Genomic DNA, 13,846 nt, shown 5'->3' with positions numbered 1-13,846 from the left:
AACTCCGGAGGCAAGCGGCTAGCGGTTTCGGTGGCGATCCCTCGCCGGCCGGACAGTCTCGCACGCCGCGTGGGGTTCGTCTGTTACGACCAAGGTCTGAGCGGCGCGGTGTCGCAGGGGGGGCGGCGAATCCCATGATCAGTGTATATCTGGGAAATCTATGACCTATAGCTAAATTACCCGCTTAGTCGATATCAGCTGCCGTCCTACTATGGGGACCACCTCACACGAGGACAGGAGCTCGCCATGACCCACGCCATTTTCTGCCCGCAAAGACCCTTCAGCCAACTGAGCCATCCACGGGAAGTCATCCGCCAATTCACCCCCAACTGGTTCGCCGCGACCATGGGCACCGGGATTCTGTCGGCTGTGCTGGTGCAGCTTCCGGTGCCCATCCCCGGCGTGCTCAAGCTGGCCGAAGCCTTGTGGATGCTGAACATCGTGCTGTTCCTGACCTTCAGCGCCCTCTACATCGCCCGCTGGGTGATGTTTTTCGACGAGGCACGGCGGGTGTTCGGGCATTCCACGGTGTCGATGTTTTTCGGCACGATTCCCATGGGCCTGGCGACGCTCATCAATGGGCTGCTGACTTTCGGCCTGCCGCGATGGGGCGACGCCGTGCTGCCGATTGCCGAGATGTTGTGGTGGCTGGACGTGGCGATGTCCCTGGCCTGCGGCGTGGTCATCCCGTTTTTGATGTTCACCCGCCAGGAACACCGTATCGATCAGATGACCGCCGTCTGGCTTCTGCCCCTGGTGGCCTGCGAAGTAGTGGCGGTGAGCGGCGGGCTGCTGGCGCCACATCTGACGGACAGTCACAGCCAGTTCAGCGTGCTCATCACCAGCTACGTGCTGTGGGCGATGTCGGTGCCGGTGGCGTTCAGCATTCTGACCATCCTGCTGTTGCGCATGGCCCTGCACAAACTGCCCCACGAAAGCATGGCCGCATCGAGCTGGCTGGCCCTCGGGCCGATCAGCACCGGCGCATTCGGTTTGATTGTGCTGGGCGCTGATTCGCCACTGATCTTCAACGCCAACAGCCTGCCCGGCGTCGGCGAAATCGCCTCGGGCCTTGGCCTGATCGGCGGCGTGATCTTGTGGGGTGTCGGCGTGTGGTGGTGCCTGATGGCGCTGCTGATCACCGCGCGTTACCTGCGCAACGGCATTCCGTTCAACCTGGGCTGGTGGGGTTTTACCTTTCCGCTGGGCGTGTTCGCGCTGACGACCCTGAAGCTGGGCGCGGTGCTTCATCTTGTGTTCTTTGCGGTTCTCGGCAGCGTGCTGGTCGCCGCGCTGAGTGTCCTGTGGCTGGTGATCATGAAGCGCACCGTGACCGGGGCCTACAAAGGCGAGCTGTTCGTTTCGCCCTGCATCGCCGGTTTACGTACGCTCTAACGGGTTATGCGTTGGAGCGCGTGCTCGACTTTGACGCCGGATACGTCTTCAATGTGGCCCGGAACCGCCTTTTGGCGTTCCCATCCGAAAGCCGACACCGGCGCCACTCAGGACCAGGGAAGATGAGTCAGTCGCAGTTCAGTTTGTTGGGTAAGCGGCGCTTTCTGCCGTTTTTCGTGACCCAGTCCCTCGGGGCGTTCAACGACAATATCTTCAAGCAGTCGCTGATCCTCGCCATCCTCTACAAGCTGAGCATCGACGGCGACCGCTCCATCTACGTCAACCTCTGCGCCTTGCTGTTCATCCTGCCGTTCTTTCTGTTCTCGGCGCTGGCCGGGCAGTTCGGCGAGAAATACCCCAAGGACAAACTGATCCGCATGATCAAGGTCCTGGAGATCGTGATCATGGTCGTGGGGGCCACGGGTTTTCTCTTCAATCACCTGTCGCTAATGCTGGCGGCGCTGTTCGCCATGGGCACCCACTCGGCGCTGTTTGGGCCGGTGAAGTACTCGATCCTGCCCCAGCACCTGCATGAGAACGAACTGGTGGGCGGCAACGGCCTGGTGGAAATGGGCACATTCCTGGCGATTCTGGCCGGCACCATCGGCGCCGGGGTGATGATGTCGGCGACCCATTACGCCCCCATCGTGGCGGCAGCGATGGTCTCGGTGGCGTGCCTGGGTTATCTCGCCAGCCGAGGCATTCCGCCAGCAGCGGCCGCGTCGCCGGACATGCGCCTGAACTGGAACATCTTCAGCGAATCCTGGGCCACCCTGAAACTCGGCCTGGGGCAGACCAAAGCGGTGTCGCGTTCCATCGTCGGCAATTCGTGGTTCTGGTTCGTCGGCGCGATTTATCTGACGCAGATCCCGGCCTACGCGAAGGACTTTCTGTATGGCGATGAAACCGTCGTCACCCTGATTTTGACGGTGTTCTCCATCGGCATCGCCGCAGGCTCCATGCTCTGCGAGCGGCTGTCCGGGCGCAAAGTGGAGATCGGCCTGGTGCCGTTCGGCTCCATGGGCCTGACCGTGTTCGGCTTGTTGCTGTGGTGGCATTCCGGTGATTTCCCGCAGAACGTGCAGGCCAATAACTGGCTGGCGATTCTGGGGTACGGGCAGGCGTGGTGGGTGTTGCTGGACATCCTCGGCATCGGCGTCTTCGGCGGGTTTTACATCGTGCCGCTGTACGCGCTGATCCAGTCGCGGACGCCGGAGAAAGAGCGCTCGCGGGTCATCGCGTCCAACAACATCCTCAATGCGCTGTTCATGGTGGTCTCGGCGATTGTCTCGATCGTGCTGCTGAGCGTGGCGAAGCTGTCGATTCCGCAGCTGTTCCTTGTCGTGTCGCTGATGAACATCGCGGTCAACGCCTACATCTTCAAAATCGTGCCCGAGTTCACCATGCGCTTCATGATCTGGCTGCTCAGCCATTCCATGTACCGCGTGGAGCATCGCGACCTCGACCTGATCCCTGATGAGGGCGCGGCATTGCTGGTCTGCAACCATGTCTCGTTCGTCGATGCGCTGTTGATTGCCGGGTCTGTGCGCCGGCCTATCCGCTTCGTCATGTACTACAAAATCTTCAATCTGCCGGTGCTGAATTTCGTGTTCCGCACGGCGGGCGCCATCCCGATTGCCGGTATCAAAGAGGACAAGGCAGTGTTCGACAGCGCGTTCGAACGCATCGCCCATTACCTTAAGGAAGGCGAGCTGGTGTGCATCTTTCCGGAAGGTAAGCTGACCACGGACGGCGAGATCGACACCTTTAAGAGTGGCATGACCCGGGTCTTGCAGGAGACTGATGTGCCGGTGATTCCAATGGCATTGCAGGGGTTGTGGGGCAGCTTTTTCAGCCGGGACCCGAACAAGGGCGTGTTCCGCAGGCTTTGGTCGCGAGTGACCTTGGTGGCTGGGCCGGCGTTGACGAGGGAGGCATCGCAACCGGCGCTGGTGCGTGAGCGGGTAGCGGAATTGCGGGGGGCGGTGCGCTAAGGCGAGTGCCAGCGCGTTAATAAGAAACCCGATATTTCTGGTGTCGAAATAACTTGTGGGAGTGAGCTTGCTCACGAAGACGGTATTCCTGCCGCAGAAAAATGAGCGGATGTACCGGCCTCTTCGTGAGCAAGCTCGCTCCCACAGGGATCGCATTTTGCCGGATGATGCGTGGGTGATCGGGGATCTCCCACAGGCGCCATGCCGATCACCCCACAATCGGCTTCTCTTCCGCAACCACCGCATCCGGCGTCATCTTGCGGAAGTACGTCGAAAGCAACGCGCCCGAAATGTTGTGCCAGACGCTGAACAGCGCGCTCGGCACCGCCGCCAGTGGCGAAAAGTGCGCAGCGGCCAGGGCGGCGCCGAGGCCTGAGTTCTGCATGCCGACTTCCAGGGACAGCGATTTGCGCTGAGCCAGTGGCAACTTGAACAGCTTGCCGGTGAAGTAACCCAGCAGAAAACCGAAGCTGTTGTGCAGGATCACCACGGCCATGATCAACAGGCCCGACTCGGCGATCTTCGCCTGACTCGCTGCCACCACCGCGCAGACGATCATCACGATGCTCACCACCGACACCAGCGGCAGCACGTCGACGGCAAAACTCACCTTGGCGCCGAGTAAACGTTGAGCAATGACGCCGAGCACGATCGGCAGCATCACCAGTTGCAGGATCGACCAGAACATTTCCATGAAGGACACCGGCAGCCACGCCGAGGCCAGCAGCCAGATCAGCGCCGGGGTCAGCAGCGGGGCGAGGAGGGTGGTGACGGCGGCGATGGCCACCGACAGCGCCAGGTCACCTTTCGCCAGCCAGGTCATGACGTTGGACGACGTGCCGCTCGGGCAGCAGCCGACCAGAATCACGCCCACGGCGATTTCCGGCGGCAGGTGAAACAACTGGCAAAGCAGCCAGGCCACGCCGGGCATGATCACGAAATGCGCGACCACCCCCAGAGCCACGCGCCAGGGATGGCGCACGACTTCAGAAAAATCATCAAGCTTGAGGGTCAGGCCCATGCCGAACATCACCAGCCCCAGCAACGGCACGATGTACGACTTGAGGCCGATGAACCAGGACGGGAACAGGAACGCCAGCACCGCGAACAACAGCACCCAGTACGCGAAGGTATTACCGACAAAACGACTCAACGCAGCCAGGGCACGCATGGCCTGCTCCTTTCTTATTGGTATGAATGAACCCGGAAACGGAAGGAGCCAGCAAGCCGGCTCCTGCGCCGTCAGGCGAAATCAGATCCCCTGGGGAATCTCTTCGCCGCCCAGTGCTTCCATCAGCTCCGGCAGGAACTCGCCGAATGTCAGCATCATCAGGGTGAAGCTGGCGTCCTGCTGACCCAGCGCATCGTCGCCGCCGTTCTGCTCGGCTTCATCCTGCAGCAGGTCTTCGAACTTCAGGCGTTTGATACCGAGTTTGTCGTCCAGCACGAACGACAGCTTGTCCTGCCACGCCAGCGACAGCTGAGTGACGACTTTGCCGGTGCTCAGGTGCAGCTGGATTTCGTCGCTGGTGAGGTCCTGACGTTTGCATTTCACAATGCCGCCGTCTTCGTGGGTGTCGCGCAGTTCGCACTCGTCCAGCACGAAGAAGTGCTCGGCGGTCTGGCTGGTCTTGACCCATTCGGTCATCACAGCGGTTGGCGCGGTCTTGACGGTGACCGGGCGGACGGGCAACGAGCCGACCACTTCACGCAGGGTCGACAGCAGGTCTTCGGCGCGCTTGGGGCTGGAAGCGTTGACCAGAATCACGCCTTGCTTGGGGGCGATGGCGGCGAAAGTGGCCGAGCGGCGGATAAAGGCGCGGGGCAGGAAGGCCTGGATGATTTCATCCTTGAGCTGATCGCGTTCCTTCTTGTAGACCTTGCGCATCTGCTCGGTCTCGATCTCTTCGACTTTCTCTTTCAAGGCATCGTTGACCACACTGCCGGGCAGAATGCGTTCTTCCTTGCGCGCCGAGATCAGCATGAAATCACCGCTGACGTGCACCAGTGGCGCGTCTTCGCCCTTGCCGAACGGGGCGATGAAACCGTAAGTGGTCAACTCCTGGCTGGCACAGGCACGTGCAGGCTTGGTCGCCAACGCGGTTTCCAGCGCTTCGGCGTCAAATGGCAGGTCCTGGGTCAGGCGATAGACAAGCAGGTTTTTGAACCACATGGGGTACATCTCTCCTTTATACAAAGGGGGGCATTATTCGCTGCTGTGACCCTGCGGCCAACCCTGATGTAAGCCTTTGGAAGGATTATAAAATTTATTTCAAAAAGTGCTTGCCAGCTTTTTGATCGCTCCGTAGAATGCGCGCCACACCGAAGCGAAGGGTGATTAGCTCAGCTGGGAGAGCGTCTGCCTTACAAGCAGAATGTCGGCGGTTCGATCCCGTCATCACCCACCATTCGTTTCAAGTGTTACGCGCAGCGGTAGTTCAGTCGGTTAGAATACCGGCCTGTCACGCCGGGGGTCGCGGGTTCGAGTCCCGTCCGCTGCGCCATATTGAGTTACGAGGCCCTTGAACTCCTCGTAACGACAAAGAGAGCGACCTTAGGGTCGCTTTTTTTGTGCCTGCGATTTGGTTGGGGGCGGCTGATCTGAAGTGACCAGTGTCCACACTGGCCTCTTCCCGGCTGAAGCCGGTCCTACGAAAAGCAGCGCGTGCATCCAGTGCAACGATTCATAGCCCGCAAGCCTGATGGTGCTCACACCGGCCTCTTCCCGGCTGAAGCCGGTCCCACTAAAAGCAATGCGTGCACCCCGTAGGACCGGCTTCAGCCGGGAAGCTTTTGATCTGCTTTTGTTCTTCCTACACAAAAAGTCCAGACACCGGCAATCGCGACTTGGGTGCAGGCTGAACGCAGGTCTCGCGGAGTGGGCCGAGCCGCATGGATGCGGCGAGAGCGCCGTCAGGACATGGATGTCCGTTCGGCGCGGGCCCACGGAGCGAGACCGGAGTGAAGGAACCCCGACGCAGGAGGGGCCCAACCAGGAGCACAAAGCCCTTGGTTACTTGGGGCTTTATCAAGTAACTCGCCGAAGGCGAAACAGTCTGCCCCCAGGCAGACGCTCTTGATACGGATCCTCTCACCCCACATCTATCTCCACCACATCCCCCACCAGCCGCACTGGCCAGGTCCGCAATCGCAACGCCGCATCCTCCAGACACGTACCGTCCTTGAGTCGGTAATGCTGCTTATATAAAGGCGAAGCGATCACAAGATCCCCGCCCAAACTGCCAATCAACCCCCGACCAATCACATTCACCCCCGTGACCGGATCGCGATTGTCCACCGCAAACAAATGCGGCGCGCCGCCGACAGACGCCACATAAAACAGCGCCACCTGCGCAGTGCCCACCAGCGCCACCACACCGGAATTCAGCACCAGATCCTCACGCGTACAGACCGCGCGCCACACCTGAGTCTTCGGCAACTCCTTCACTGCTGCATTGGCCTGGCTCATCGTGCAACCTCCACAGCGGCAATCAGATTCAACTCTTCAGCGCGAGCCGGACGACGCTGGCTGCGCTCCTTGACGAAATGAATGTCCGGGTCAGCGCCCTTGTCATTGACGAACGTGCGGAAGCGCTTGAGTTTCTCCGGGCTCTTCAGCGCATTCGCCCATTCGCACTCATAACGGTCGACCACCAACTGCATCTGCGCCTCCAGCTCGGCGGCGAGCCCCAGGCTGTCGTCGATCACCACCGCTTTCAGAAAATCCAGCCCGCCTTCAAGGGACTCGCGCCAGACCGAGGTCCGCTGCAACTTGTCAGCGGTGCGGATGTAAAACATCAGCACGCGGTCGATGTAGCGAATCAGCGTCTCGTCGTCCAGATCGGTGGCGAAGAGCTCGGCGTGGCGCGGGCGCATGCCGCCGTTGCCGCACACGTAGAGATTCCAGCCGTTCTCCGTGGCGATCACGCCGATGTCCTTGCTCTGGGCTTCAGCGCATTCACGGGTGCAACCCGACACCGCGAACTTCAGCTTGTGCGGCGAGCGCAGGCCTTTGTAGCGGTCCTCGATATTCAGCGCCATTTGCACGCTGTCCTGAACGCCGTAACGGCACCAGGTGCTGCCGACGCAGGATTTCACCGTCCGCGTCGATTTGCCGTAGGCATGACCGGTCTCGAAGCCGGCGGCGATAAGCTCGGCCCAGATGTCCGGCAGCTCATGCAACTGCGCGCCAAACAGGTCGATGCGCTGGCCGCCGGTGATCTTGGTGTACAGGTCGTATTTCTTCGCGACCGCGCCGATGGCGATCAGGCCGTCCGCAGTGATCTCGCCCGCCGGGATGCGCGGCACCACCGAATACGTGCCGTTCTTCTGCATATTGGCCATGAACGTATCGTTGGTGTCCTGCAGGGGCACCAGTGACGGGTCCATGATCGGCCGGTTCCAGCACGAGGCGAGAATCGAGCCGACGGTGGGTTTGCAGATGTCGCAACCCAGATGGCCTTTGCCGTGGCGGGCAAGCATCTCGTCGAAGCTTTCAATGTTTTCCACGCGGGCGAAGGCGTACAGCTCCTGCCGGGTAAAGGCGAAGTGCTCGCACAGACTTTTATCGACGGCCACGCCGCGGGCAATGAGTTCGTGCTCGAACACGCTTTTCAGCAGCGCCGTACAGCCGCCGCACCCGGTGGCTGCTTTGGTGCAGGCCTTGAGCCCGGCAAGATCGGTGCAGCCGCCATCGATAGCCGAGCAAATTGAGGCTTTGCTGACGTTGTGGCACGAGCAAATGGTTGCCGTGGCGGGCAGGGCATCGGCACCCAACGTCGGCGCACCGTCGCTGTGGGGCAGGATCAGGCTCGATGGATCGGCGGGCAGCTTGATGCCGTTCTGCGCGTATTGCAGCAGGGTGTCGTAATAACTGTTGTCGCCCACCAGCACGGCGCCGAGGACTTTTTTGCCATCGGCCGACACCACCAGACGGCGATAACTGCCGCTGGCCTCGTCGATAAACCGGTAACTGCGCGCACCCGCCAACGCACCATGGGCATCGCCGATGGAGCCGACATCGACGCCCAGCAGTTTGAGTTTGGTCGACATATCCGCGCCGAAGAACGGCTCGGCGTCCAGGTTGCACAGCTGCGCCGCGACATTGCGCGCCATCTGATAACCCGGGGCGACGAGGCCGAAGACGCTGCCGTTCCAGGCGGCGCACTCGCCGATGGCAAAAATGTCGGCGTCGCTGGCGCGGCAATGTTCGTCGATGGCGATGCCACCGCGCGGGCCCAGCGTGAGTTCACACTGGCGGGCGAGGGCGTCCTGGGGGCGTATGCCGGCGGAGAAGACGATCAGGTCGGTTTCGAGGAATTCATCGCCGGCGAAATTCATCCGGTAGCGGTATTCCTCACCCGCGCTGATGGATTGCGTCGCGCGAGACAGATGCACGCCCACGCCCAGTGCTTCGATGCGCGCCTTCAGCGCTGCGCCGCCGTGGTCATCCAGCTGCACCGGCATCAAGCGTGGCGCAAATTCAACCACGTGGGCTTCCAGACCCAGCGACTTCAGCGCGTTGGCCGCTTCCAGTCCCAACAGCCCGCCGCCGACCACCACACCGCGTTTCGCCTGACTCGCCGCGGCGCGGATGGTGTCGAGGTCGTCCAGCGTGCGGTAGACCAGTCGCGAATGGCCTTCGGCGCCTTCGATGGGCGGCACGAAAGGGTAGGAACCCGTCGCCAGCACCAGCTTGTCGTAACCGAAGCGGCCCTTGGCGGTGATCACTTCGCGCCGCGCCCGGTCGATTTCCAGCACCGGCACACCGAGGTGCAGCGCAAGCCCGGTCTGCTCATATAAAGAAGCAGCGCTCATCGCCAGTGACTCGGCGTCGCGACCGCCAAAGTATTCGGACAGGTGCACGCGGTCGTAGGCGCGCTGGCCTTCTTCACCGAATACATGAATGCAATAGCGATCGAGGGCGCCGGCGGCGATGAGCTGCTCGACACAGTGGTGACCCACCATGCCGTTGCCGATGACGATCAGGGTTTGGACGTCGTTGAGTGGGGCGACTGTGGTGGTCATATCGAGTCCCGGCCAAGGCCAATCAGGTTTTTCGAAGGCAAAAAAAAGGCGCCCGGAACCTCTCGGTTCCAGGCGCCTTTGCCTGTTCTTTATGGGTTGCCGCGCGACCACAGTGTCGACGTCAACCTGGTGAGCCCGATGCCGTGGACGGCTGGCGGTCCGCGTTGACCGGCCAGGGCTGCCAACCGCGTGTTCAGGCTGGACTTGATAAGGGATGTAGCAATGGCTGTGCCAGTGGAGAACGTCCACGGGTCGGATACGTTTCGTTCCGGCCAGACGCGTACGTTTGACGGGCAGAAGCGTGATCGCAAGCCGATCTCCTCACCCTCGAGAGCAGACGGTTACGGCTCGAAAAGGGTGCGATTTACCCTGGTGCGCCCCACGGTGAAGCTCAGCGTCCATTCATCACATCAGCAAAATCCAATGAAACCTCCGCTGCACGTCCCTCGGCCACGCTGGCCTGCCGTTTGCAACACCGTGCCCACAGGCAATCAACGCCGATTGCCATATTCACGACAAAGGCGCCGTGTGCTCTCCGTTTTTCAACGGCTGAGAACAGGGCGTCTTTTTTTGCTTTCAGGAAACGGAATATGGCGAGCAACAGCGTGAAGAGCGTGTGTCCTTATTGCGGCGTCGGCTGCGGCATCGTCATGCAGGTCGAGGACAACCGGGTCATCAAGGTGGTTGGCGACAAGACCCACCCGAGCAATTTCGGCCGCCTGTGCACCAAAGGCACCACCTGTGGCCAGGCGATTGCCGAGTCCGGGCGGATGGAGTCGGCGTACATCCGCCATCAGCGCAGCCACGAGCCGGTGCGCGCGGAAATGGACGCCGCGATCAGCGAAACCGCCCGGCGCTTGCGTGGAATTCTGGACCGCGACGGCCCCGGCGCACTCGCGTTTTACGTCTCAGGCCAGATGTCCCTGGAGGCGCAATACCTGGCCAACAAACTCGCCAAGGGCTTCGTGGGCACGGCCAATATCGAGTCCAACTCGCGGCTGTGCATGGCCAGCGCGGGCAGTGGCTACAAGCTTTCATTGGGCGCGGACGGGCCTCCGGGCTCTTACGATGACTTTGACAAAGCCGACCTGTTTTTGGTGATTGGCGCCAACATGGCTGACTGTCACCCGATCCTGTTCCTGCGCATGATGGACCGGGTCAAGGCCGGGGCGAAGCTGATCGTTGTCGATCCCCGGCGCAGCGCCACCGCCGACAAGGCCGGGCTGTTCCTGCAAATCAAACCGGGTACTGACCTCGCGCTGCTCAATGGCCTGTTGCACTTGCTGGTGGAGAACAGCGACACCGACGCCAATTTCATCGCCTCGTTCACCCAGGGCTGGGACGTCATGCCCGAGTTCCTCGCCGAGTACACGCCGGCTTACGTCGCGCAGGTCACCGGCCTGGCCGAAGCCGACATTCGTCAGGCGGCGCGGATGATCGGCGCGGCGCAGGAGTGGATGAGTTGCTGGACCATGGGCCTGAACCAGAGCACCCACGGCACCTGGAACACCAACGCGCTGTGCAACCTGCATCTGGCGACCGGGGCAATTTGTCGGCCCGGCAGCGGTCCGTTTTCCCTGACAGGCCAGCCGAATGCCATGGGCGGAAGGGAAATGGGCTACATGGGCCCCGGACTTCCCGGACAGCGCTCGGTGTTAGTGGACGCCGACCGCCGCTTCATCGAAGACCTCTGGAACATCCCGCACGGCAGCATCCCGCACCAGCCCGGCGGCGGCACCATCGACCTTTTCGAGCAGATGCGCGACGGCGTGATCAAGGCCTGCTGGATCATCTGCACCAACCCGGTGGCCAGTGTCGCCAACCGCACTTCGGTCATCGACGCCCTGAAGACTGCCGAACTGGTCATCACCCAGGACGCCTTCCTCGACACCGAAACCAATCGCTACGCCGACATCCTGTTGCCGGGCGCGCTCTGGGCCGAGGCGGAAGGGGTGATGATCAACTCCGAACGCACCCTCAACCTGACGCAACAAGCCGTCGATGCGCCGGGGCAAGCGTTGCCGGACTGGCAGATCATCGCCAGGGTCGCCTGTGAAATGGGCTTCGCCGACGCCTTCAGTTACGCCTCTGCGGAGGAGGTGTTCGAGGAAATCAAGCAGGCGTGGAACCCCGCCACGGGCTACGACATTCGCGGCGCGAGTTATGGGCGGCTGAGGGATCAACCGGTGCAGTGGCCGTGCGCCCCAGCCGACGAGCACACACGCAACCCGATCCGTTACCTGAGCGATACCGACGCACGACCCGTTGAGGCAGCGACACGTCCTGCGATCCTTTTTCCCACCGCAAACGGCAAGGCGGTATTTTTCCCACGCCCGCACATGGCGCCGGCTGAACTGCCCAACGACGCATTTCCCATGGTGCTCAACACCGGCCGCCTGCAACACCAATGGCACACGCTCACCAAGACCGGGAAAGTGCCGACACTGAACGCGCTGAACGCGCGGCCGTTCGTCGAGCTGCACCCCGACGATGCCCTTGGGCTGGGCATCCGCGAAGGCGATGGCGTCGAGATCCGTTCCGCGCGAGGGCTGGCGGTGTTGCCTGCGCTGATCAGCGACCGTGTGCTGCAGGGCAACTGCTTCGCGCCCTTTCACTGGAACGACGTGTACGGCGACAAACTGGCGATCAACGCAGTAACCAATGACGCCGTCGACCCCATTTCCCGACAGCCCGAATTCAAGTGCTGTGCGGTCGCTTTGCGCAAAGTCGAGCTGATCGGGCATCGCTTCCTCGATTTGCCCCAAGCCGAGACTGTGACGCAAACAGCGTCCGACCAAGCGCCGCTGTTGACGCTGCTCTGGGCATCCCAAACCGGGAATGCCGAAGCGTTGGCCCGGCAGTTCGGTGACCATTTGAAAACCGCCGGCGTGGCGGTTCAGGTCGCAGCGATGGACAGTTTTCCCTCGGAGCGTCTTGACCAGCTGCAGCACGTCGCACTGATCAGCAGCACCTTCGGCGACGGCGAATCCCCCGACAACGGGCAACAATTCTGGCAGTCACTGGCTGCCCGGAAAGCGCCTCTGGCGTCGCTGCGCTACGCCGTGCTGGCGCTCGGTGATTCAAGTTACGACCGCTTTTGCCAGCACGGCAAGAACCTCGACCAGCGCCTGCAACACTTAGGCGCTTCACCGCTGATCGCCAGAGTCGAGTGCGACGGCGAATACCAGGCCCAAGCAGACACTTGGTTCACAGGGTTGCAGCAGGCCCTGTCGCTGAATCTTCCTATTCCTTCAATCGTCGACAACGCACCGGTTTTTGGGAATCAACCGTCACGGACGCAGCCCCATCACGCGCGTTTGTCCCTCAACCGGCGTCTGAACGCAGACGGTGCCGCGAAGGACACGCGGCAACTGGCGCTGACCCTGGAAGGCTCGGGCATGACCTATGAAGCCGGCGACGCCTTGGGGGTCTGGCCGCGCAATTGCCCCGAGCTAGTCGATGAATTGATCAAGCTCACGGGACTGAACGCCGAGCAATCGGTGCGTGGCGTGAAGACGACCGACGTGCCGCTGCGTCAGGCGCTGGCCGAGCAATTCGAGATAGCACGACCGAGCGCGGACACCCTGGCATTCATCGCCGAGCGCAACGGCAGCAATGACCTGAAAACACTCCTGACCGAGCCGTTCAAGAGCGAGCTGAAGGACTGGCTGTGGGGCCGGCAGTTGGCCGACGTGTTGCGCGAGTTTCCCATCGCCTGCTCTGCGGAGGAGTGGCTTGACCACCTCAAACCGCTGCAGCCACGGCTTTATTCCATCGCGTCGAGCGCCAAGGCGCATCCCGATGAAGTTCACCTGACGGTTTCCGCCGTGCGCTACGGCCCGCGCAAAGGCGTGTCGTCGACGTTTTTGGCGGATCGGGCGGGGGAGTGCGAGGTGCCCATTTTCCTGCAACCCACGCGGCATTTTCGCCCGCCCCTCGATGGCGATGTGCCGATGATCATGATCGGCCCAGGCACCGGGGTGGCGCCGTTTCGGGCGTTTCTGCAGGAGCGGCGCGCCCGGGGCGATCGGGGCCGTAACTGGCTGTTCTTCGGCGAGCAGCATCAGGCCACCGACTTTTACTACCGCTATGAGCTGCAAGGCATGCAGCAGGACGGCCTGCTGACCCGGCTGAGCCTGGCGTTTTCCCGGGATCAGGCAGAGAAGATCTACGTCCAGCAGCGCATACAGGAACAGGGCGCCGAACTCTGGCGCTGGCTGGAGGAGGGCGCGCACCTGTATATCTGCGGCGATGCCTCGCGGATGGCGCGGGATGTCGATCAGGCGCTGCGTCGTGTGATCAGCGAACAAGGCGGCATGAGCCTGGAAAAAGCCGCCGAACAGTTGCGCTGTCTGACCGAGCAAAAGCGCTACGTGCGGGACGTGTATTAGCCGCGTTCGCTCACCCTGTGGCTGGCCGCTGAACCCCAA

At 61.8% G+C, this 13,846-nt stretch carries 7 protein-coding genes and 2 tRNA genes; 5 read left to right on the top strand and 4 right to left on the bottom strand.

Features of this window, described 5'->3' with window-relative positions; all coding sequences use genetic code 11:
• The first annotated feature begins 246 nt into the window (after positions 1–246).
• Both IFT47_RS02945 and IFT47_RS02940 read left to right on the top strand, forming a co-directional pair.
• On the top strand, positions 247–1,395 hold the full coding sequence (locus tag IFT47_RS02945) for a TDT family transporter (protein ID WP_192170927.1): 1,149 nt from the start codon (positions 247–249) through the stop codon (positions 1,393–1,395).
• Positions 1,396–1,517: 122 nt separating this feature from the next.
• Entirely contained in the window at positions 1,518–3,389 is a 1,872-nt protein-coding gene (locus tag IFT47_RS02940) for an MFS transporter (RefSeq protein WP_192170928.1), read from the top strand.
• 208 nt (positions 3,390–3,597) lie between these two features.
• Here IFT47_RS02940 and IFT47_RS02935 read toward each other — a convergent pair whose 3' ends face one another.
• Together IFT47_RS02935 and rdgC are read right to left on the bottom strand one after the other, a co-directional pair.
• Positions 3,598–4,560 carry a bile acid:sodium symporter family protein gene (locus IFT47_RS02935; RefSeq protein ID WP_122623088.1) on the bottom strand — a complete coding sequence of 321 codons (963 nt, stop codon included), beginning with the start codon at positions 4,558–4,560 and terminating at the stop codon, positions 3,598–3,600.
• An 81-nt stretch (positions 4,561–4,641) separates the two neighbouring features.
• Positions 4,642–5,562, bottom strand: a complete 921-nt coding sequence (gene rdgC / locus IFT47_RS02930) for a recombination-associated protein RdgC (protein WP_122537474.1) — start codon at positions 5,560–5,562, stop codon at positions 4,642–4,644.
• Between the two features lie 159 nt (positions 5,563–5,721).
• On the opposite strand from rdgC, the gene IFT47_RS02925 reads away from it, so the two are divergent.
• A tRNA-Val gene (locus tag IFT47_RS02925) sits at positions 5,722–5,797 on the top strand.
• Between the two features lie 19 nt (positions 5,798–5,816).
• Positions 5,817–5,893 (top strand) — tRNA-Asp (locus IFT47_RS02920).
• Positions 5,894–6,480: 587 nt separating this feature from the next.
• Here IFT47_RS02920 and nirD read toward each other — a convergent pair.
• Positions 6,481–6,858 (bottom strand): nitrite reductase small subunit NirD, encoded by a 378-nt coding sequence (gene nirD / locus IFT47_RS02915; protein ID WP_192170929.1) that lies wholly within the window; start codon positions 6,856–6,858, stop codon positions 6,481–6,483.
• Entirely contained in the window at positions 6,855–9,416 is a 2,562-nt protein-coding gene (nirB, locus tag IFT47_RS02910; protein ID WP_192170930.1) for a nitrite reductase large subunit NirB, read from the bottom strand. Before nirB ends, nirD begins: the two co-directional genes overlap by 4 nt.
• 590 nt (positions 9,417–10,006) lie before the next feature.
• Between nirB and IFT47_RS02905 the strand changes: the two genes are divergently transcribed.
• The gene (locus IFT47_RS02905; protein ID WP_192170931.1) at positions 10,007–13,807 is read left to right on the top strand and encodes a bifunctional nitrate reductase/sulfite reductase flavoprotein subunit alpha; all 3,801 of its coding nucleotides are present in this window, start codon (positions 10,007–10,009) and stop codon (positions 13,805–13,807) included.
• The last annotated feature ends 39 nt before the right edge of the window (positions 13,808–13,846 follow it).

The organism is Pseudomonas sp. CFBP 13711, assembly GCF_014842265.1.
In the GTDB taxonomy this organism is placed as follows: domain Bacteria; phylum Pseudomonadota; class Gammaproteobacteria; order Pseudomonadales; family Pseudomonadaceae; genus Aquipseudomonas.
Note: the sequence above shows the minus strand (reverse complement) of the source record. Positions and strands in the feature narration are given on the sequence as shown.

Coding starts and splice junctions, on each gene's coding strand:
- IFT47_RS02945 (WP_192170927.1), top strand. CDS start 247: ATGACCCACGCCATTTTCTGCCCGCAAAGACCCTTCAGCCAACTGAGC.
- IFT47_RS02940 (WP_192170928.1), top strand. CDS start 1,518: ATGAGTCAGTCGCAGTTCAGTTTGTTGGGTAAGCGGCGCTTTCTGCCG.
- IFT47_RS02935 (WP_122623088.1), bottom strand. CDS start 4,560: ATGCGTGCCCTGGCTGCGTTGAGTCGTTTTGTCGGTAATACCTTCGCG.
- rdgC (WP_122537474.1), bottom strand. CDS start 5,562: ATGTGGTTCAAAAACCTGCTTGTCTATCGCCTGACCCAGGACCTGCCA.
- nirD (WP_192170929.1), bottom strand. CDS start 6,858: ATGAGCCAGGCCAATGCAGCAGTGAAGGAGTTGCCGAAGACTCAGGTG.
- nirB (WP_192170930.1), bottom strand. CDS start 9,416: ATGACCACCACAGTCGCCCCACTCAACGACGTCCAAACCCTGATCGTC.
- IFT47_RS02905 (WP_192170931.1), top strand. CDS start 10,007: ATGGCGAGCAACAGCGTGAAGAGCGTGTGTCCTTATTGCGGCGTCGGC.